This window comes from Streptomyces sp. NBC_00443 (assembly GCF_036014175.1).
Classification (GTDB): Bacteria; Actinomycetota; Actinomycetes; order Streptomycetales; family Streptomycetaceae; genus Streptomyces.
In genome coordinates this window covers 3,148,463-3,168,712 of sequence record NZ_CP107917.1, presented here as the reverse complement: position 1 = coordinate 3,168,712, position 20,250 = coordinate 3,148,463, and the positions used below count along the sequence as shown (strand labels likewise).

Annotated in this window: 16 protein-coding genes; 12 read left to right on the top strand and 4 right to left on the bottom strand. The window is 70.9% G+C overall.

Annotated features, from left to right (window positions below; genetic code table 11):
• Window positions 1-28 precede the first annotated feature (28 nt).
• Together OHO27_RS13905 and OHO27_RS13900 are read right to left on the bottom strand one after the other, a co-directional pair.
• Window positions 29-670, bottom strand: coding sequence for a TetR/AcrR family transcriptional regulator (locus OHO27_RS13905; protein ID WP_328423718.1), 642 nt, complete (start codon window positions 668-670; stop codon window positions 29-31).
• Between the two features lie 277 nt (window positions 671-947).
• Entirely contained in the window at window positions 948-1,172 is a 225-nt protein-coding gene (locus OHO27_RS13900) for a hypothetical protein (RefSeq protein ID WP_328423716.1), read from the bottom strand.
• 275 nt (window positions 1,173-1,447) lie between these two features.
• Between OHO27_RS13900 and OHO27_RS13895 the strand changes: the two genes are divergently transcribed.
• From OHO27_RS13895 to moeZ, 12 genes are all read left to right on the top strand, one after another.
• Entirely contained in the window at window positions 1,448-2,551 is a 1,104-nt protein-coding gene (locus OHO27_RS13895; protein WP_328423714.1) for an alpha/beta fold hydrolase, read from the top strand.
• Window positions 2,552-2,559: 8 nt separating this feature from the next.
• Window positions 2,560-4,230, top strand: coding sequence for a DUF3152 domain-containing protein (locus OHO27_RS13890; protein ID WP_328423712.1), 1,671 nt, complete (start codon window positions 2,560-2,562; stop codon window positions 4,228-4,230).
• 56 nt (window positions 4,231-4,286) lie between these two features.
• Window positions 4,287-4,379 carry an Ms4533A family Cys-rich leader peptide gene (locus OHO27_RS13885; RefSeq protein ID WP_328423710.1) on the top strand — a complete coding sequence of 31 codons (93 nt, stop codon included), beginning with the start codon at window positions 4,287-4,289 and terminating at the stop codon, window positions 4,377-4,379.
• 208 nt (window positions 4,380-4,587) lie between these two features.
• Window positions 4,588-6,306: an ABC transporter substrate-binding protein gene (locus OHO27_RS13880; RefSeq protein ID WP_328423708.1), complete on the top strand. Its 1,719-nt coding sequence runs from the start codon at window positions 4,588-4,590 to the stop codon at window positions 6,304-6,306.
• Window positions 6,307-6,310: 4 nt separating this feature from the next.
• Window positions 6,311-7,297: an ABC transporter permease gene (locus OHO27_RS13875; RefSeq protein WP_328423706.1), complete on the top strand. Its 987-nt coding sequence runs from the start codon at window positions 6,311-6,313 to the stop codon at window positions 7,295-7,297.
• Window positions 7,294-8,328 carry an ABC transporter permease gene (locus OHO27_RS13870; RefSeq protein WP_328423704.1) on the top strand — a complete coding sequence of 345 codons (1,035 nt, stop codon included), beginning with the start codon at window positions 7,294-7,296 and terminating at the stop codon, window positions 8,326-8,328. The genes OHO27_RS13875 and OHO27_RS13870 overlap by 4 nt, the downstream gene beginning before the upstream one ends.
• The gene (locus tag OHO27_RS13865) at window positions 8,325-10,022 is read left to right on the top strand and encodes an ABC transporter ATP-binding protein (RefSeq protein ID WP_328423702.1); all 1,698 of its coding nucleotides are present in this window, start codon (window positions 8,325-8,327) and stop codon (window positions 10,020-10,022) included. The genes OHO27_RS13870 and OHO27_RS13865 overlap by 4 nt, the downstream gene beginning before the upstream one ends.
• Before the next feature lie 212 nt (window positions 10,023-10,234).
• The gene (locus OHO27_RS13860; RefSeq protein WP_328423701.1) at window positions 10,235-11,944 is read left to right on the top strand and encodes a DUF3492 domain-containing protein; all 1,710 of its coding nucleotides are present in this window, start codon (window positions 10,235-10,237) and stop codon (window positions 11,942-11,944) included.
• On the top strand, window positions 11,941-13,314 hold the full coding sequence (locus OHO27_RS13855; protein WP_328423700.1) for a hypothetical protein: 1,374 nt from the start codon (window positions 11,941-11,943) through the stop codon (window positions 13,312-13,314). The genes OHO27_RS13860 and OHO27_RS13855 overlap by 4 nt, the downstream gene beginning before the upstream one ends.
• Window positions 13,315-13,678: 364 nt before the next feature.
• Window positions 13,679-14,710, top strand: coding sequence for an NAD-dependent epimerase/dehydratase family protein (locus tag OHO27_RS13850; protein ID WP_328423699.1), 1,032 nt, complete (start codon window positions 13,679-13,681; stop codon window positions 14,708-14,710).
• Window positions 14,698-15,567, top strand: a complete 870-nt coding sequence (locus OHO27_RS13845) for a spherulation-specific family 4 protein (RefSeq protein WP_328423698.1) — start codon at window positions 14,698-14,700, stop codon at window positions 15,565-15,567. Before OHO27_RS13850 ends, OHO27_RS13845 begins: the two co-directional genes overlap by 13 nt.
• A 63-nt stretch (window positions 15,568-15,630) precedes the next feature.
• Window positions 15,631-16,809: an adenylyltransferase/sulfurtransferase MoeZ gene (gene moeZ / locus OHO27_RS13840; RefSeq protein WP_328423697.1), complete on the top strand. Its 1,179-nt coding sequence runs from the start codon at window positions 15,631-15,633 to the stop codon at window positions 16,807-16,809.
• A gap of 83 nt (window positions 16,810-16,892) precedes the next feature.
• Here moeZ and OHO27_RS13835 read toward each other — a convergent pair whose 3' ends face one another.
• Complete coding sequence (locus tag OHO27_RS13835) at window positions 16,893-18,443, bottom strand: alpha/beta hydrolase (protein ID WP_328423696.1); 1,551 nt, start codon at window positions 18,441-18,443, stop codon at window positions 16,893-16,895.
• Between the two features lie 136 nt (window positions 18,444-18,579).
• Window positions 18,580-20,127, bottom strand: coding sequence for an alpha/beta hydrolase (locus OHO27_RS13830; protein ID WP_328423695.1), 1,548 nt, complete (start codon window positions 20,125-20,127; stop codon window positions 18,580-18,582).
• Window positions 20,128-20,250 lie beyond the last annotated feature (123 nt).

Below are 20,250 nucleotides of genomic sequence, written 5' to 3'. Positions count from 1 at the left end.
AGGGGGCGGGAACAAATGCCCGACGCGCTCAGTGGTGCTCGGTGCCGTGCAGCGGGAAGCCGGCGATGCCGCGCCAGGCGAGGGACGTCAGCAGCTGCACCGACTGGTCGCGCGGCACGCTGCGGTCGCTGTGCAGCCAGGAGCGGGCCACGACCTGGGCGAGACCACCGAGGCCGGAGGCGAGCAGCATCGACTCCGCGCGCGAGAGGCCGGTGTCCTCGGCGATGACGTCGCAGATCGCCTCGGCGCACTCGTTCGTGACCTTGTCGACCCGCTCGCGCACGGCCGGCTCGTTGGTCAGGTCCGACTCGAAGACCAGGCGGAACGCGCCGCCGTCGTCCTCGACGTACGCGAAGTACGCGTCCATCGTCGCTCGTACGCGCTGCTTGTTGTCGGTCGTCGACGCGAGCGCGTTCCGTACGGACTGGATCAGGGACTCGCAGTGCTGGTCCAGCAGCGCGAGGTACAGGTCGAGCTTGCCCGGGAAGTGCTGGTAGAGCACCGGCTTGCTGACGCCGGCGCGCTCGGCGATGTCGTCCATCGCGGCAGAGTGGTAGCCCTGCGCGACGAACACCTCCTGGGCGGCGCCCAGCAGCTGGTTCCGTCGGGCACGGCGCGGCAGGCGAGTGCCCCGCGGGCGTGCCGCCTCTGTCTGCTCGATGGCTGTCACGCCGCCTCCCAATGTCGTCCACACGCGGTGTGCGCCGCGCCGCCATCGTACTTTTCGGTAACCCTGGTGTGCGCGGTGCGAGCGCAGAATTTCACGGACCGGACGGTGACGAAAGTCGCACAGAAGGTTTGAAATCCGGCCGGAACGGGCAGCAAATGGTCTCTTTGCTGTTCAACGGCACTCTCTTCCGTGCCCACCTGTACCTTCATTCACCTCGTTCGTGCAGAGTGGCGCCCCTGAGCTGGCCTGTGTCACGGGCAGCCGCCGATGGCCGGCCTCACCGATAGTCGTCCTCGTCGATGGAGACGACGCGTGCCTGTTCGATGAGATCAGCCTCGTTGGCCCGGTCCTGGTCCGCGTCGGTCGGCCGGTCGTCACGGTCGCGCCGGACATCGGTGTGCTGCTCGACCGCGTCGGCGGCGGGGGCCTCGACGTCGTACTCCTCGTCCTGCTCGGTGTCGTCGTCCACGAAGGTCTCGGGGTCGGTGGGATCGACGGCCATGGCGGGCTCCCTTCCTAGAACGTCCCCGTGGGGCACAACGTCCCTGGGTGAAGCAGGGGTCCACTTCCGGGTGCCCTGCGTACGAGCCTAGGAGACACCGGATCCGGACGCTATGCGATCGGCGGGGGATCTGCGGGCAATTCGGGCGCGCTCCGGGTGGCTTCCGTGAGCGCGATGCGTCTGGCGGGTTTCCCGGCCGGGAATCTGCCATGTACGTGTCGACTTGTGATGGCGAACACATGAGCCACTGCGTGATCGTCTCGTAACATTGCCGCATGTCTTCGACCGAGCTCCCGTCAGCGCCGGCCGCCAATGTGCTCCCCAAGGTGGCGACCGTCAGGGTCGCCGAGGGGGAGCGGCTGCGGTCGGTCGGGCTGCCCGGGATCACGCTGACGGTGCGGTCGAGGCCGCCCGCGCGCGAGGGGCTGCCGCCCGCGCTGTACGTCCACGGGCTCGGAGGTTCCTCGCAGAACTGGTCGGCACTGATGGAGCTGCTCGAGGGCGAGGTCGACTGCGAGGCCGTCGACCTGCCGGGCTTCGGCGACTCGCCACCGCCGGACGACGGCAACTACTCGATCACCGCGCACGCACGCGCGGTGATCCGCTATCTCGACGCCTCCGGCCGCGGCCCCGTACACCTCTTCGGCAACTCGCTCGGCGGCGCGGTCACCACGCGCGTCGCCGCCGTACGTCCGGACCTCGTCCGTACGCTCACCCTCGTGTCGCCCGCCCTGCCCGAGCTCCGCGTCCAGCGCAGCGCCGTGCCCACCGCGCTGCTCTCGGTGCCCGGAGTGACCTCGCTGTTCACCTGGGTCACCAAGCAGTGGTCGGCGGAGCAGCGGGTGAGCGGCGTGATGCACCTCTGCTACGGCGACCCCGGCCGGGTGACGCCGGAAGGATTCAGCAACGCCGTCCAGGAGATGGAACGACGGCTGCAACTGCCGTACTTCTGGGACGCGATGACACGTTCCGCGCGCGGGCTGGTCAACGCCTACACGCTGGGCGGCCAGCACGCGCTGTGGCGACAGGCCGAGCGCGTACTGGCTCCGACGCTGCTCATCTACGGCGGCCGGGACCAGCTCGTGGGCTACCGCATGCGCAGCAAGGCCGCGCGCGCCTTCCGCGACTCCCGCCTGGTGAGCCTGCCGGAGGCCGGGCACGTGGCGATGATGGAGTACCCGGAGCTGGTCGCCCGGGCGTTCGGTGAACTCCTCGCGGAGACGGGGGAGTCGGAGGACGCGGAGGGCGTCGGCGGCGAGGCCGCGGGTGACGCATCGAGCCGTACGGCGGGCGAGGCGGGGGCCGCGAGACGGAGTGCGGGTGAGGCCGGGGCCGCGGCGAGCGGCGAAGGCACCATGACCGAGAACTCCGGGAGCTGAGGCGCGACGTGGGACGCCACAGCAGGCGCGGGTCCGCCGCCAAGCCCAAGCGCGACACCGCGGACACAACCGCACGACAGGACTCCCGGGGAGCACAGCCGGAGCCGGGCACGGCCCAGCGGGGGACCCCCGTGCCGGGCGTGGGGCCCGGTAGGGCTCCGGGTGCCCGACCTCCTGGTCCGGCCCCGGGCGCGGGCCCGGGCGGTTGGCCGCAGTCCGGCGGACCCGGCGGCGGTCGCCGGGTGCCGGGGCCGCCGCCCGCCCGGCAGGGGATGCCCCCGGGTGGAGCTCCGCCGTACGCAGAACGCGGCTTCCCTGACGGCACGCCCGTGCAGGGGGTCCCGAGGCTGCCCGACGGCACGCCTGCTCACGGCTTCCCGACGCTGCCTGACGGCACGCCCGCACATGGCTTTCCGAGGTTCCCCGACGGCACCCCTGCGCACGGCGTGCCCCGTTTCGCCGACGGTACGCCCGCCCACGGCACCCCCCAGGCCCGTGCCGGCCACCCCGAGCAGCGTGAATCCGGCGGTGGCTGGGGCGACTTGAGGGGGCGCACCGGCGTTGCCTACGGCGCGCCCGCGGCGGCCGGCGCCCCGCCCGTGACCGGCGTTCCCGTGCCGCGGCCCCGGCGGGCAGCGCCGTCCGAAGGGCCCCGGCAGGACTACCTCGAGGCCTTCGAAGGCGACGCGGACGTCGACGTCTTCGCGCCCCGTACGACCGAGACCGCGCACGCCTCCGACCCGTACGCCTCCGTCACCGACTGGGACACCAGGACCGGCGCCGGTGGCGCGGACGGCACCGGGACGCATGCCGGCACCGACGGCGATGACGACGACGCCCCGCCGACCGGCGAGCCCGTGGCGGCGAAGGGCTCCAAGGGCCGGGCCTTCTCCGGCATCGCCGCTGCCGCCGTCGTCACCGTGCTGGCCGTCGTCGTGGCCGGTCAGGTCGCGAAGGGGCGGGAGGACGGCGACGCACAGTCGCAGTCAGCCACCGACCAGGGGCGGGACGCCCGGGATTCGGCGTCGCGCGGCGACGGGCGGCCGACGCCGGACAGCTCGCCGAGTGTGCCGGCGCCGCTGACGTACGAGCAGAAGATGGGCGAGACGTACGCGCTCGGCGCCAAGCTCAAGGGGTCGGGCAAGTTCGACGCGGTCCCGGGGATCGCCAAGGCGCCCGGCAAGGGGCAGAAGTACACCTATCGCGTGGACGTGGAGCAGGGGCTCGGCCTCGACGGCGAGCTCTTCGCCGAGGCCGTGCAGAAGACGCTCAACGACGACCGGAGCTGGGCGCACAACGGCGCCCGTACCTTCGAGCGCATCTACTCCGGCAAGCCGGACTTCGTGATCACGCTGGCCAGTCCGGGTACGACGGCCGACTGGTGTGACAAGTCCGGTCTGGACACCACCGTCGACAACGTGTCGTGCGACTCCGCCGCCACCGAGCGCGTCATGATCAACGCGTACAGATGGGCGCAGGGGTCGGAGACGTACGGTGATCGCATCCACGAGTACCGGCAGATGCTGATCAACCACGAGGTCGGTCACCGGCTCGGCTACTCCCATGTGACCTGCGACAAGGACGGCGAGCTCGCCCCGGTCATGCAGCAGCAGACCAAGTTCCTCGACCACGACGGGATCCGCTGCCGGGCCAACCCCTGGATGTATCCCGGGAGTTGACGGGTGACTCATACGTCACATTGACATGTGCAGCGAGTTCGTACATATTTCTGCACATGTCGACCCGTCACACCCCCTCTCGCGCCGCCATCGAGCTGGCGCTGATCGGTGTGACCGCCCTGTGCGTGGCCGACATCGACTGTCGCTGACGCCCGCCTCCTGGCGTTCGCGTCGCGATCTTCTTCCTTCACTCCTGTGATTCCTTCACTCCTGTGAGTCGCTGACGGGTTTCGAGCCCGTGGCGCGTTCATGGGCTGCCGACGACCCGACGCCGGGGCAGACGTCTGTCCACTCCTGTCTCACTCCGCGTCTTTTCGTCTCGATATCCGAGACTCATCATTCGAGAGGTCGTCTCCGATGCGTCAATCGTCCGTCATAGCGCGCCGCGTGGCCGCGGCATCCGTCAGCCTGGTCGTGGCAGCGGGCGCCGCCGCCTGCGGGCCTGAGGACAACGATGCCAAGAGCGCCGGCGGCGGCTCCACGCCCCACAAGGGCGGCACGCTCACGGTCCTGAACTCCAATCCGCAGCAGGACTTCGACCCGGCCCGTCTGTACACCTCGGGCGGCGGAAACGTCCCTTCCCTCGTCTTCCGTACGCTCACCACCCGCAATCGCGAGAACGGCGAGGCCGGAGCCGAGGTCGTCCCCGACCTCGCCACCGACACCGGGCGCCCGAACAAGGACGCGACCGTGTGGACGTACACCCTCAAGGAGGGCCTCAAGTACGAGGACGGCACCTCGATCACCTCGGCCGACATCAAGTACGGCATCGAGCGCTCCTTCGCCCCCGAACTGTCCGGCGGTGCGCCGTACTTGAGGGACTGGCTGGTCGGCGCGGCCGACTACCAAGGGCCGTACAAGGACAAGAAGGGCCTCTCGGCGATCGAGACGCCGGACGAGCGGACCATCGTCTTCCATCTGAACAAGCCCGAGGGTGAGTTCCCGTACCTGGCGACGCAGACGCAGTTCACGCCGGTGCCCAAGGGCAAGGACACCGGCACGAAGTACGAGGAGCACCCGGTCTCGTCCGGCCCGTACAAGGTCGTGAAGAACGAGAACGACGGCGAGCGGCTCACCCTGGCGCGCAACACCCACTGGTCCGTCTCGACGGACGCCGAGCGCAAGGCCTACCCCGACAAGATCGACGTACGGTCCGGGCTCGACTCGTCGGTGATCAACCAGAGGCTGGCCGCGTCCCAGGGTGTGGACGCGGCCGCGGTCACCACGGACACCAACCTCGGCCCGGCCGAGCTGGCCAAGGTGACCGGTGACAAGGAACTGGCCGCGCGCGTCGGTACCGGGCACTTCGGCTACACCAACTACATCGCGTTCAACCCGACGACCAAGCCGTTCGACAACGCCAAGGTGCGTCAGGCCATCTCGTACGCCATCGACCGCTCGTCCGTGGTGAATGCGGCGGGCGGGTCCGCGCTCGCCGAGCCCGCGACCACCTTCCTGCCCGACCAGAAGTCCTTCGGCTACACGCCGTACGACCACTTCCCGGCGGGTGCGGCCGGCGACTCGGCGAAGGCCAAGAAGCTGCTGAAGGAAGCCGGTTACGCGAACGGGCTGACCGTCACCCTGACCCACTCCAACGCCAAGGACTTCGAGACCAGCCCCGAGATCGCGACCGCGATCCAGGACGCGCTCAAGAAGGCGGGCATCACGGTCAGGCTTCAGGGGCTGGAGGAGAACGACTACTCCGACAAGATCCACAACGTGAAGACCGAGCCCGGCTTCTTCCTCGCGCACTGGGGTGCCGACTGGCCGTCCGGCGGTCCCTTCCTCGCCCCGATCTTCGACGGCCGGCAGATCGTCAAGGACGGCGCGAACTTCAACACGGGTCTGCTCGACGACAAGTCCGTCAACGCCGAGATCGACGCGATCAACAAGCTGACCGACCTTGACGCCGCCGCCGCGCGGTGGGGTGCGCTGGACAAGAAGATCGGCGAACAGGCGCTGACCGTGCCGCTGTTCCACCCTGTCTACAAGCGGCTGTACGGCGAGGACGTCAAGAACGTCGTGATCAGCGACTGGACCGGCGTGCTGGACATCTCCCAGGTCGCGGTGAAGTAGCGCCGTGAGTGAGGCAGTCATTGCCGTCGAGGCTCCCGGGGTGCCTGCTCCGGGGGTCTCGGGGGCCCGTCAGTTCTGGCGGCGGCTGCGGACGCAGCGCGCCGCCCTCGTCGCGGCGGCCGTCGTCGCGCTGCTCGTCCTGGTCGCGCTCGCCGCGCCACTGCTCACCGCGATCGAGGGCCAGGACCCGACCACCTACCACCCGACCCTCGTGGACTCCGCGCGCGGAGGCGTGCCCATCGGGTCGTTCGGGGGAGTGAGCGCCGAACACTGGCTCGGCGTCGAACCGCAGACCGGGCGGGACCTTTTCGCGCGACTCGTGTACGGCGCCCGGGTCTCCCTGGGAGTCGCGCTGGCCGCGACCGTCGTCCAGGTCGCCATCGGCGTCGTGGTGGGCGTCGCGGCCGCGCTCGGCAGCCGGTGGGTCGATCAGCTGCTGAGCCGGTTCACCGACGTCATCGTGGCGATGCCGCTGATGATCATGGCGTTGGCGCTGCTCGCGATCGTGCCGTCGAGCTTCCCGCGGCCCGTGCTGGTCGCCCTGGTGATCGGCCTGATCGCTTGGGGCAACGTCGCGAAGATCGTGCGCGCCCAGACGCTCACCCTCAAGGGGCTCGACTACGTCGCCGCCGCCCGGCTCAGCGGTTGGGGCACCTGGCGGATCGCCCGTAGGGAACTGCTGCCCGGCATCGCGGCGCCGGTCATCACGTACGCGGCCCTGCTGGTCCCGGCCAACATCTCCGTGGAGGCGGCTCTGTCCTTCCTGGGCGTCGGGGTGAAGCCGCCGACGCCGTCCTGGGGACAGATGCTCACCGCCGCGGACGTCTGGTACCAGGCCGCCCCGCAGTACCTGCTGCTGCCCGCCGGTGCGCTCTTCGTGACCGTCCTCGCCCTCACCGTCCTCGGCGACGGCGTGCGCACCGCGCTCGACCCGCGAGCGGCGTCCCGGCTGCGCGTGGGCACGGGCCGCAAGAGGGAGGCCAAGGTATGAGGGGCTTCACCGGTCTCACCAGGCTCAGCGGCCCTGCTGGTCTCACCGGCTTCGTTCTGCGCCGGGCCGTCGGAGTCGGCGTCACCCTGTTCGCCATCTCGGTGATCGTCTACGTCGTCTTCTACGTCACCCCCGGCAACGTCGCCCAGATCACCTGCGGCCCGCGCTGCTCGCCCGCCCAGATGCAGCAGGTCGCCGAGCAACTGCACCTCAACGACCCGCTGTACCTGCGCTACTGGCACTTCCTTCAGGGCCTCGTCGCCGGCCAGGACTACTCGACGGGCGCGTCCGTGCAGCACTGCTCGGCGCCCTGCCTCGGGCTGTCGTACCAGAGCGACCAGCAGGTCACCGAGCTGATCCTGGCGAAGCTGCCGGTCAGCCTGTCGCTCGTGCTCGGTGCGATGGTGCTGTGGCTGATCCTCGGCGTCGGCACGGGAGTCCTGTCCGCATGGCGACGCGGGCGTCTCACCGAGCGGCTGCTGACCGGCGTCACGCTCGCCGGCGTGGCCACGCCGGTCTTCGTGATCGGCCTGGTCCTGATGATCGTCGTCTGCGGACAGCTCCAACTGCTGCCGTTCCCGCAGTACGTCGCCTTCACCGACGATCCCGAACAGTGGGCGTGGAACCTGCTGCTGCCGTGGCTCTCCCTGGCCCTCATCGAGGCGGCGGCGTTCGCCCGTCTCACGCGCGCGTCCATGCTGGAGACGCTGGCCGAGGACCACATCCGCACCTTCCGCGCGTACGGCGTCGGTGAGCGGTCGGTCATCGGACGGCATGCACTGCGCGGGGCCCTCGCGCCGGTCATCGCGCTCAACGCCAACAACTTCGGCGGCGCGGTCGGCGGCGCGGTGCTCACCGAGACGCTCTTCGGCCTGCCCGGAATCGGACAGGAACTGGTCCACGCGGTCAACGTCGTCGACCTCCCGGTCGTCGTCGGCATGGTCCTGGTCATCGGCTTCTTCGTGGTCGTCGCCAACGCCGTCGCGGACGTGCTGTATGCGGTGGCCGACCGACGGGTGGTACTGGCATGAGCCTCGTGGACGTCACCGACCTGACGGTCGAGTTCGGGTCCCTGCGGGCCGTCGACGGCCTCTCCTTCCGGCTGGAGCAGGGCGCCGCCCTCGCCCTCGTCGGTGAATCCGGCTCCGGGAAGTCCACGGTCGCCTCGGCGTTGCTGGGGCTGCACCGCGGCACGGGCGCACGGGTCGGCGGGGCGGTCGAGGTCGCCGGCGTCGACGTACGGCAGGCGTCGGACGACGAACTGCGGCGACTGCGCGGCGGGAAGGCGGCCATGGTCTTCCAGGACCCGCTCTCCTCGCTCGACCCGTACTACGCGATCGGCGACCAGATCGCCGAGGTGCACCGCACACACACGCGTGCCTCGCGAGGAGCGGCACGCGCGCGTGCGGTCGAGGTGCTGGACCGGGTTGGAATTCCGGACGCACATCGGCGGTCCCGTTCGCGTCCGCACGAGTTCAGCGGCGGCATGCGCCAGCGCGCCCTCATCGCCATGGCGCTGGCCTGCGAGCCCGACCTGCTGATCGCCGACGAGCCGACGACCGCGCTCGACGTGACGGTCCAGGCCCAGATCCTCGACCTGCTGCACACGCTCCGCGAGGAGACCGGCATGGGCCTTCTCCTGGTCACCCACGACGTCGGCGTCGCCGCCGAGAGCGTCGACGAGGTGCTGGTGATGCGCCACGGGCGCTCGGTGGAACGCGGCCGGGTCGCCGACGTCCTGGGTACTCCCGAGCAGCCGTACACGCGCGAACTGCTGCGCGCGGTCCCACGCGTGGATGTGCCGCGCGCCGTCCGTGGGGGCGCCAAGGAGTCGGAGGGAGCGACGAACGCCCCGGCGGACGTCGTCCCCACGGACGTCGTCCCCACGGACGTCGTCCCCACGGACGTCGTCCCCACGGACGGCATCCCCGTGGACCTGGTCCTGGAGGCGACCGGTCTCCGGCGTGAATTCGGGCGCGGGAAGCGGACGTTCACCGCGGTGGACGACGTGACGCTGACGATCCGCCGGGGCGAGACCCTCGGCGTCGTGGGGGAGAGCGGCAGCGGCAAGACGACCCTCGGGCGGATGCTGGTCGGCCTCCTGGAGCCGACGGCGGGCGAAGTGCGTGACGACGGCCACGCGCGCGTGGGCGTGAATCCCGCGGTGCAGATGGTCTTCCAGGACCCTGTCTCCTCCCTCAACCCCCGCCGCACAGTGGGTGAGTCGATCGCCGACCCGCTCCGCGCGCGGGGCGAGGGCGACGAGGGGCGCATCCGCGGGCGGGTACGGGAACTGCTGGAGCGCGTGGGGCTCGAAGCGGCGCACTACGACCGCTATCCCCACGAGTTCAGCGGCGGTCAGCGCCAGCGCGTGGGCATCGCGCGGGCGCTCGCCGCCGACCCGCGCGTCATCGTCTGCGACGAGCCCGTCTCCGCGCTCGACGTCACCACGCAGGCCCAGGTCGTGGCCCTGCTGGGCGAGTTGCAGCGTGAACTGGGGCTCGCGCTCGTCTTCGTCGCGCACGACCTCGCGGTCGTACGCCAGGTCAGCGACCGGGTCGCGGTGATGCGGGGCGGACGGATCGTCGAGGAGGGCCCCGCCGACGAGGTGTACGACAACCCGCAGGACCCTTACACCAAGCAGCTCCTGGCCGCCGTACCCGCGCTCGACCCGCGGATCGCGGCCCAGCGGCGGGCCGCGCGACGGGAGTTGGCCGCGGTGTGACCGTCCGCGCCGTTCAGGTGTGACGATGCGTGCGCTTTTACTCTCTTAGCGCGACGGAACGCGACCCGCACGGGAAAGTTACGACCGTTCACCCCTTTTGGTGGCGCGATGGACAACCGTCCATCGCGCCACCGCCTAGTCCGCATACGTTCTTCCCGCTGCGAGCCGCCGGGGGAACGGCGGCTCCCCTTAGGGAGATCGGGGGTGTACTCGTGCGCATCGGACTGATTGCGGAGGGCGGCTATCCGTATGTGAGCGGTGACGCCAGGCTCTGGTGCGACCGGCTCGTGCGCGGGCTCGGACAGCACGAGTTCGACATCTACGCGCTCAGCCGCAGCGAGCGCCAGGAGGACGCGGGCTGGATCCCGCTGCCCCCGCAGGTCAGCCGGGTGCGCACGGCGCCGCTGTGGGCCGCCGAGGACGACGGGGTGGGATACGGGCGCCGTGCGCGCCGGCGGTTCGCCGAGTGCTACGGCGAGTTGGTGGCCGTGCTCTGCGCAGGAGCCACCACAGACGCCACTGGAACCCCCGCGGACGCGTCGGCCACCGAGGCGGACCGTTTCGGCAACGCGCTGTACGGCCTCGCCGAACTCGCCCGGGACGAGGGCGGGCTGGTGGGAGCGCTCCGCTCCGAATCCGCCGTACGCACCCTCGAGCGCGCCTGCCGAGCGCGGGGCGCCCTGCGCACGGCGCGCGAGGTGCGCGTCCCCGATCTGCTGGCCGTCGCCGCGCATCTCGAACGCGCCCTGCGCCCCCTCTCCCTCGACTGGTACGAGGACGACGGCTTGGGCTCGGTCGACCTGTGCCACGCCACGTCCGGCGGCGCCGCGGCCCTGCCCGCTCTGCTCGCCCGCCACTTCCACGGCGTACCACTGCTGCTGACCGAGTACGGCGTCCGGCTGCGCACCCACTATCTGGCCGAAACCGTGTCCTCGCCCGCCGTGCGCTCCCTGCTCGCCGCCCTCCACGGCAGGCTCGCCGCCGAGTCCTACGCCCGGGCCGCCCTCATCACGCCGGGCAACGGCCACGCCCGCCGCTGGCAGGAACGCTGCGGCGCCGACCGCGCAAAGCTCCGCACGGTCTACCCCGGCATGGACGCCGACCGATTCGCCGAGGTCGGCGAGGGCCCGGAGCAGGCGGACCCGGACACACTCGTCTGGGTCGGTCGCGTCGAACCGGCCAAGGACCTGGTGTCGTTGCTGCACGCCTTCGCGGAGGTCCGCAAGGAGGAGCCGAAGACCCGCCTGCGCATCGTCGGCACCGCATCGGGTGCTGAGGGCGCCGCCTATCTCGGCCACTGCAAGGTGCTGGCCGCCCAACTCTTCCCCGACGAGGCGGAGGGCCCGCACACGGTCGGCCACAACCCCGTCTCCTTCGAGGAGATCGGCGGCCCGGAGGTCCCGGCCCTCGCCGACGCCTACGCCTCGGGCGCCGTGGCCGTCCTGTCCAGCGTCGTGGAGGGCTTCCCGATCGGCCTGGTCGAGGCCATGTTCTGCGGCCGGGCGACGGTGTCCACCGACGTCGGCGCGGTGGTGGAGGTCATCGGCGGCACCGGTCTCGTCGTACCGCCGCGCAATCCCCGGGCGCTCGCGGAGGCCTGCGTGGCGCTGTTGCGCGACCCCGAGCGCCGCGAGCGCCTGGGCGCGGCGGCACGCGCGCGTGCGCTCGAACTGTTCACCGTCGAGCAGAACGTCGCAGCATTTCACGGCATTTACCTGGAGATCGTCTCGCGCACTCCGGTCCGCCGCGTCGTCCTCGACGATTCCGGTTCCCCCCTGCCCTTCGCCGTCCCCGCCGAGGCCCACGTCCCCGGCCGCTGGACCGACCGAACCGCCCGCCTGGTCGCCCGCGGCGGCCCGCCCCGACCGCCAGGAGCCCCCGTACGCGCCACCGCACTGCCCGCGACGGAGGGAGCGCGATGAACGGCCTGGGAGGACTGGACCACCCCGGCGCCCCCACCAGCCCCGGCGCATGGGACGAGCGCTCGGAGGAGTGGCTCACACCGGACGCATACGCGCGGGACGACGCGGCGGCAGCGACGGACGCCTTGGGAGACGCAGCGGCAGCGACGGGCGCAAGGGAAGGCGCAGCGGCAGCGGCGGGCACATGGGAAGGCGCTGACGCGCCGCCCACCACCACGACCGACGCCCGAATCCCCGCCTCCACCCCCACGCGCGCCACCGGCACCCGGCCAACCCCCACCCACGGCCGTCGTACGGGCGCCGACCCCGTGAAGGCGCTGATGCACCGTCACCGAGGCCTGTGCGAACGCGCGGTGGACCCCCTGGACATCGCCGCCGGCCTGGAAGCCCACGGCATCACCGACCGCACCGCCTCCCGCTTCCTGCACCGGGACGTCTTCTCCCTCGCGGAGGAGATGTACGCCCGAGTGCCCCGCGACGCAGAGTCCCGCCCGGGCGCCCCGGCCCTCACCACCCCCCGCGCCCGAGCCGACTGGATTCTCCTCACCCTCCTCCCCGGAGCCCTCTGCGCGGCGGCCGTGACCGTCCTGCACCTCACCCACGGCCAGTCCCGCCTGATCGCGGCCGCCGCAGGAACCCTCGCCGTGGCCCTCGCGGTACGCGCCGCCCTGGCCCGAGGCCCCCTCGCCGGCAAGGACCGAGCGCATCCCACCACCACCCGGATCAGCTGGCTCATCGCCTACGCCCTCCTCGGCGACGGCCTCCTCCAGGCTGCCGCCACCGGTGGCCCGGATGCCCTCCCCACCGGCACCGCCGAGGGTGCCTGGCCCCTGATGGCAGCCCCCGTGCTGGCCCTCGCCCTCTCCTGCGCCCCGGCGGCCTGGTGCGCCCACCTCTTCGCCGTACGAGCCCGCCGCAGACTCTCGGCGAGCCGAGCCCTGGAGGAGTTCGCCACCTCGGCAAAACCCTTGCTCCTGGGCACGTTCGCCCTCTACCTCTGCGCCCTGACGGCCCTACTGACCCTCACGGCGACCACCCTGAGCGAGCCCCCCGCCTACCCCCAGACCCTCACCCTGGGCGCCCTCCTGCTCCTCTCCCGCCTTCTCACCACCCATGGCTTCACCCACGCCCCCGCACTCGTCCTCACCGCCGCAGCCTCAGCCGAGGCAACGGCCCTGGCCACCCTCTTCGCCGCCCGCCTCCCCGGCTGCGACTTGCTGGCAACTCCCGTTCAGACGCTCATCGACACCTGGGGCCCGGCCGCCATCCCCACCGTCGCCTGCGGTGCAGGCGCCCTGACCCTCCTCCTGCACGCATTGCGCACGGTGACGAGGGCATCGGCACACGCGAAGGCGGACGACACATGCTGACGCGACAGCCACCACGTAGTGCCCGCACGCGCGTGCGGCGGCAGGGGGACCTGCCGGGAGGTGTCCGCCCGCAGCGGCCGACGCCAACGAGCAACCCCTCTTGCCCAACGGCAACAGCCCGACCGAGGACGGACACCGCCCGGCGCGGCCCCGACCGCCAACACGCCCGCAGACGCGACGCGGCCTCCACCCAGCGCCGCAGGCCGCCGAAGGCACACGCCCTCACAGCCTCGCCGAACGCCCCCTGCCCTGACCCGCAGCCCCCTCCCGCCCGAAAGCCCCTCTGCCTGAAATCCGCCTCCGAAGGAGAACCCCAAATGATCACCTCCCGACCCGACCACCCCTCGGCCCCGGGAGCCGCCCGATGAGAGTCCTGCTGATCGGAGCCAACGGCTACCTCGGCCGCTTCGTGGCCGACCGCCTTCTCGCCGACCCCGCCGTCCAACTCACCGCGCTGGGCCGCGGCGACGACGCCGACGTCCGCTTCGACCTCGCATCAGGCAGCCCCGGTGCCCTCACCCGCTTCCTCGACGCGGTCCACCCCGGCGTGGTCATCAACTGCGCGGGCGCCACCAGAGGCGGCGCTCGCGATCTCACCCGCCACAACACCGTCGCCGTCGCCACCGTCTGCGAGGCCCTGCGCCGCAGCGGCTGCGGCGCCCGCCTCGTCCAGATCGGCTGCGGCGCCGAGTACGGCCCGAGCCAGCCCGGCTCCTCCACGGCCGAGGACGCCGTCCCCCGCCCCGGTGGCCCGTACGGCGTCAGCAAACTCGCCGCCACCGAACTGGTCCTGGGCTCCGGCCTGGACGCCGTGGTCCTCCGGGTCTTCTCGCCCGCAGGCCCGGGCACCCCCGCCGGCTCACCCCTCGGCCGCCTCGCCGAGGCCATGCGCCGCGCCATGCAGTCGGGCGACGGCGAGCTCAAACTCACCGGCCTCGGCGCCCAACGCGACTTCATCGACGTCCGCGACGTGGCCCGCGCAGTCCACGCCGCCTCGCTGTCCGCCGCGCAGGGCGTCATCAACATCGGCTCGGGCCGCGCCGTCCGCCTCCGCGACGCCGCAGCCGTGCTCGCCCGCGTGGCCGGCTACGGCGGCGCGCTCCACGAACTCGACGGCCCGCCCGGCCCGTTGCGGGCATCCATCGGCCACCCACGCCCCGACTCGGACCACTTGTCCCACGCCACACACACCGCCCACGCGACCCATGTGGCCCATGCGGCACACGCCGCCCAATCGGGGCAGGTCTCCCCGGCCGCGTACCCGTACCCGGACGGCTGCGGCAGCTGGCAGCAGGCCGACGTACGCACCGCCCGCGACCGCCTCGGCTGGCGCCCTCGGATCAACCTCGAAGAGTCCCTGGGCGATATCTGGATGGAGGCGGCATGCCGTATCTGACCGGCGCCACTCCGACCACAGCGAGCACCGACTTCCGCACCGGCCTTGGCATCCCGGGCTTTGCGCACCCCCTGCTCGCCTCGACCGAGTGGGGCGAACTCACCCGCCCCGGCACCCCCCTGGACTGGGTCGTCCTCAACGTCGCCGACGGTCCCGGCGCTCGCCCCGACCCTCACTGCCTGGAGGCCGCCGGCAGGCTCCGCAACGCCGGAGTCCGCGTCCTCGGCCACCTCGACGCGGCCCGCCTCGACACAGCCCACATCGGCATGACCCGCCTCGACCGGGCTCACCTCGACAGGGTGCACCTCGGCACGACCCACCGCAGCACGGCCCGCTTCGACAGCGGCCACCGCGGCACGCCCCACGGCGCCCGCCCCTTCGACGAGCTGATCTCCGAGGCACACCGCTACCTCGACTGGTACCTCGTCGACGGCTTCTTCCTCGACCGCTGCCCGACCGAACGGGCCGCCCTGCCCGAGGTCCGCCGCACGGTCAGCACGCTCCGCGCCCTGCGTGACGAGGCCCACATCGTCCTCGGCCACGGCACCCACCCGCACCCGGGCTACGCCGAGTGGGCCGACCAACTGGTCACCTTCCGCGGTTCGTGGAGCGACTACCGCTGGTCGCAGGTTGCCGAGTGGACGGCCGACTATCCGCCCGACCGCTTCTGCCACTTCGTCCACGGAGTGCCCCTCGGGCACCTCGACGAGGCACTGCGCATCGCCCGCTGGCAGGGCGCCGCGACCATCTGGTTCACCGACCGCACGGATCGCGGCGGGCGCACCGACCCCTGGGAGACCATGCCCGGCTACTGGGACGAAATCGTCTCGCGGATCGGAACAGGTGTCTCGGAATGAAAAAGGCCATGGCACTGTTACGGGGAGAACAACCGTAGTGATAGACCGACCAACGGAGTCCCCGTGTCGCTGCCACCCCTGGTCGAGCCGGCCGCCGAGCTCACCGTAGACGAGGTTCGCAGGTACTCCCGCCACCTGATCATCCCGGATGTCGGGATGGACGGGCAGAAGCGGCTGAAGAACGCCAAGGTGCTGTGTGTGGGCGCCGGCGGCCTGGGCTCGCCGGCGCTGATGTACCTGGCCGCCGCGGGCGTCGGCACGCTCGGCATCGTGGAGTTCGACGAGGTCGACGAGTCGAACCTGCAGCGCCAGATCATCCACAGCCAGGCCGACATCGGCCGTTCCAAGGCCGAGTCCGCGCGTGACAGCGTCAAGGGCATCAACCCGTACGTGAACGTGATCCTTCACGAGGAGCGGCTCGAGGCCGACAACGTGATGGACATCTTCAGCCAGTACGACCTGATCGTCGACGGCACGGACAACTTCGCGACCCGCTACCTGGTCAACGACGCCTGCGTGCTGCTGAACAAGCCGTACGTGTGGGGCTCGATCTACCGCTTCGACGGCCAGGCCTCCGTCTTCTGGTCCGAGCACGGACCCTGCTACCGCTGCCTGTACCCCGAGCCCCCGCCGCCGGGCATGGTCCCCTCCTGCGCCGAGGGCGGCGTGCTGGGCGTCCTGTGCGCGTCCATCGGCTCCATCCAGGTCAACGAGGCCATCAAGCTGCTCGCGGGCATCGGTGAGCCGCTGGTCGGCCGCCTGATGATCTACGACGCCCTGGAGATGCAGTACCGCCAGGTCAAGGTCCGCAAGGACCCCGACTGCGCGGTCTGCGGCGAGAACCCGACCGTCACCGAGCTCATCGACTACGAGGCCTTCTGCGGCGTCGTGTCCGAGGAGGCCCAGGAGGCGGCGGCCGGCTCCACGATCACTCCCAAACAGCTCAAGGAGTGGATCGACGACGGCGAGAACATCGAGATCATCGACGTCCGCGAGATCAACGAGTACGAGATCGTCTCGATCCCCGGCGCCACGCTGATCCCGAAGAACGAGTTCCTCATGGGCACCGCCCTGGAGACCCTCCCGCAGGACAAGAAGATCGTCTTGCACTGCAAGACGGGTGTCCGCAGTGCGGAAGTCCTCGCGGTCCTGAAGTCTGCGGGCTTCTCCGACGCCGTGCATGTCGGCGGCGGCGTGATCGGCTGGGTCAACCAGATCGAACCGGACAAGCCGGTCTACTGAGCAAACGGCTTCGCCCTCAGGGCGGGAGCGGCTCCGGTGGCGGGGGCTTCGCGCACCACAGGTGTGCGAAGCCCCCGCCATCGTCATGAGCAGACCTTGCCGTCCTTGGGCACCGTCCGCTGAAGCAGGTACGCGTTGATCGCCGAGTCGACGCAGTCGCTCCCCTTCCCATAGGCGGCGTGGCCCTCGCCCTTCCACGTGAGCGTCACACCGACGCCCTTGCCGAGTTCGTCGGCCATTTTCCGGGTGCCCTCGTAGGGCGTCGCCGGATCGCCGGTGTTGCCGACCAGCAGGATCGGTGCCGCACCTGGCGCGCTCACCTCGGGGGTTTCGTACTGTCCGGCCACCGGCCAGTCGTGACACCAGCCCGCCGTGTCCCAGCCCAGCATGGGTCCGAACACGGGGGAGACCTTCTCGAATCGTGGCAGCAGCTTCCTCGCCTCCTCGGCGGTGGGGCGCTGCTTGTCGTCCAGGCACGATATGACCCGTTGCGAGTGGGTCCCCGTGACGTAGTGCCCCGACGGGTCGCGGTCGTTGTACTCGTCGGCGAGCGCCAGAAGTTCCGAGCCGTCTCCCTGCTCGGCCGCATCGAGCGCACTGGTCAGGGTCGGCCAACTCGCCTCGCTGTACAGCGGCCTGAGGAGACCGGTGAGCGCGAGTGCTTCCGTGAGCTTTCGCTCGGATCCGGTCGGGAGCGGGCTCTCATCGATCCGCTTCAGCAGGTCCACGATCTCCTGCGTGCCCTCCTCGGCACCCTGGCCGGTGGACTTGAGGTAGTTGTTCAGCGCGCGCTGGAAGCCCCTGGCCTGGTTCTCGACGTGCCCCGACGCGTCGGCGCTCGGGTCGGCGACCGCGTCCAGGATCAGCCGCCCCACGTTCTTCGGGAACAAGTGGGCGTAGACACCGCCGAGTTCGGTGCCGTAGGAGATCCCGAAGTAGTGCATCTTCGGATCGCCGAGGACCTGGCGCATCAGGTCCATGTCGCGGGCGGTGTCGGTGGTCGACACATGTGCCATCAGCTTCCCCGTGGACTTCTGGCAGCCCTTGCCGAAGGCGGCGGCCTCCCGGAAGTACGCCGTCTCCTCGGCCTGGGTGTCCGGCGTGATGTCCACCGACTCGGCGGCCTGGATCTCCTTGTCGCTGCGGCAGCGGACGCCCTCGCTGGCGCCAACCCCGCGCGGATCCCAGCTCACCAGGTCGTACCGCTCGCCCAGTTCGGACGCGTTGGAGGCATACCACGGCAGTGTGGACACTCCTGAACTGCCAGGGCCGCCGAAGTTGAACAGGAGCGAGCCGATGCGGTCGCCGCCGCCCGCCTCGGCGCGGATCAGGGCGAGGTCGATCGTCCTGCCCTCCGGTTTCGCCCAGTCCAACGGTGCCTTGAGCGTCGCGCACTGCCACTCGTCGCCCGGCGCGGGGGAGTCCCCGGCGGCCTTGCACTGCCCCCACTCGAGCTTCTGCGAGGTCAGTGAGGCCGGCAGTGTGGTCGCCGAGCCGGTGGAGGTGCCTGGTGAACTCGCGCCACTCGTCTCCCCGCCGGCCTCCCCGCCGTCCGAGGACGAGCCGCCGCTGCACCCCGTCGCCAACAGCGCGGCGGCGGCCGCCAGAGCCGTCCACCGTACGAAACGCGCCATGCCACTTCCCCCCTCGCGGGCCGTCCGCACCGTGCCGCGGATGGCGGTCAGGCCATAGTAGGCGGATCACGAAAACGCCGTCGGGGCCTGTGGATAACTCTCTGACCTGCTGTTTTTCCGGGCTCCCAGTGCGGTCTCAGGTGCAGACGGTCCCGGCCGCCGGCACCTTCCCGTCCAGCAGATATCCGTTCACCGAGTTCTGCACGCACTTGCTCTTGCTGTTGTACGCCCCATGCCCCTGGCCCTTGTACGTCAGCTCGACGCCCACCCCTTCGCCCAGCGCCTCCACCATCCGCCGCGCGCCTTCGTACGGCGTGGCCGGGTCGCCCGTGTTGCCCACGACGAGGATCGGTGCGGAGCCGGGCGCGCTCACGTCGGGATGGTCGGCGGCGCCCGGCACGGCCCAGTCGGTGCAGCTGAGCATGGACCAGGCGAAGGCGTCACCGAACAAGGGCGAGGCGGCCCGGAACTCGGGCAGTTTCCGCTCCACGTCTGCCTGTGTGTACCGAGGCTTGTCGTCGGCGCAGTTGATCGAGATGTTGGCGGCGGTGATGTTGCTGTACTCGCCGTTCTCGCTGCGCCCGTTCAGCGAGTCGGACAGCAGCATCAGAATCCTGCCGTCACCGTCGTACGCCTGTTCCAGCCCCTCGGTGAGGTACTGCCAGAGGTCCTGCGAGTACAGCGCCTGCGCGATGCCGTTGGTCGCGGCGCTCTGGGTCAGTTCGCGCGGGAAGACGCCCTGGATCGGCTTGCTGTCGAGGTCCTTCAGAAGCTTCGCCATGCGGTTCTTGACGTCCTGTGCGGTGTCGCCGATCGGGCAGTCCTCGGTCTTCGAGGTGCAGTCCTCCGCGAAGTTGTCGAGCGCGAGCTGAAAGCCCTTGACCTGCCCGAGTGAGCCCTGCTCGGAGTTCTGCGTCGGGTCGACCACTGCGTCGAAGACCGCGCGGCCCACGTTCTTGGGGAACAAGTGGGCGTAGACACCGCCGAGTTCGGTGCCGTACGAGATGCCGAAGTAGTGCAGTTTGTCGTCGCCGAGCACCTGGCGCATCAGGTCCATGTCGCGGGCCGCGTCGGTGGTGCGCACATGCGGCAGCATCCCGTCGGAGTTCTCCTCGCAGGCGTCGTTGAAATCCTTGGTGCTGTCGACCAGTTCGGTCCGCTCGGCGTCGTCGTCCGGCGTCGTGTCCTGCTGGAAGTAGGCGTCGAGCTGCTGGTCGTTCTCGCACAGTACGGGCGCGCTGCGGCCGACCCCGCGCGGGTCGAAGCTCACCAGGTCGTAGCGGGTGCGCAGCTTCTCGTACCCGTCGCCGAAGGCGGGCAGCGTGGTGACGCCCGAGGCGCCGGGCCCGCCGAAGTTGAAGATCAGCGAGCCGATGCGCCGGTTCGGGTCGCCACTGGACTGTGCCCGGATCAGCTCGATGTCGATCGTGTCGCCCTTGGGGTCGTCCCAGTCACGGGGCGCCTTCATGGTGGCGCACTGCCATGAGTCGCCGTCCGGCAGAGGTGACGGGCTGCCCACGCCGCCCTGCGCCTGGGAGGGGGCCGGGCAGTCCTTCCAACTCAGCTCCTGGGCCGTGAGGTCCTCGTCCCCGGAGTCGTTGTCGCTGCAGCCGGCCAGCAAGGAGGACAGCAGCAGGGCGGCGGCGGTCAGGGCAGCGGCGCGCTTCCTGGGAGGGTTCGGCATGGTCCCATCCTGCGGTCGTACATGGTGGGGCGCTCGGGGCGCGGGCCGTACGAGGTACGGCTGCGCCTCACCCGCTTACGGGCCCTTACAACGTACGACGCCCTGGTCCTCGTAGGACAAGTC

Excerpts from the sequence above, each read along its gene's own strand:
- OHO27_RS13895 (WP_328423714.1), top strand. The coding sequence starts at position 1,448 with ATGTCTTCGACCGAGCTCCCGTCAGCGCCGGCCGCCAATGTGCTCCCC.
- OHO27_RS13835 (WP_328423696.1), bottom strand. The coding sequence starts at position 18,443 with ATGGCGCGTTTCGTACGGTGGACGGCTCTGGCGGCCGCCGCCGCGCTG.
- OHO27_RS13855 (WP_328423700.1), top strand. The coding sequence starts at position 11,941 with ATGAACGGCCTGGGAGGACTGGACCACCCCGGCGCCCCCACCAGCCCC.
- OHO27_RS13880 (WP_328423708.1), top strand. The coding sequence starts at position 4,588 with ATGCGTCAATCGTCCGTCATAGCGCGCCGCGTGGCCGCGGCATCCGTC.
- OHO27_RS13845 (WP_328423698.1), top strand. The coding sequence starts at position 14,698 with ATGCCGTATCTGACCGGCGCCACTCCGACCACAGCGAGCACCGACTTC.
- OHO27_RS13865 (WP_328423702.1), top strand. The coding sequence starts at position 8,325 with ATGAGCCTCGTGGACGTCACCGACCTGACGGTCGAGTTCGGGTCCCTG.
- OHO27_RS13900 (WP_328423716.1), bottom strand. The coding sequence starts at position 1,172 with ATGGCCGTCGATCCCACCGACCCCGAGACCTTCGTGGACGACGACACC.
- OHO27_RS13885 (WP_328423710.1), top strand. The coding sequence starts at position 4,287 with ATGTCGACCCGTCACACCCCCTCTCGCGCCGCCATCGAGCTGGCGCTG.
- OHO27_RS13830 (WP_328423695.1), bottom strand. The coding sequence starts at position 20,127 with ATGCCGAACCCTCCCAGGAAGCGCGCCGCTGCCCTGACCGCCGCCGCC.
- OHO27_RS13850 (WP_328423699.1), top strand. The coding sequence starts at position 13,679 with ATGAGAGTCCTGCTGATCGGAGCCAACGGCTACCTCGGCCGCTTCGTG.
- OHO27_RS13870 (WP_328423704.1), top strand. The coding sequence starts at position 7,294 with ATGAGGGGCTTCACCGGTCTCACCAGGCTCAGCGGCCCTGCTGGTCTC.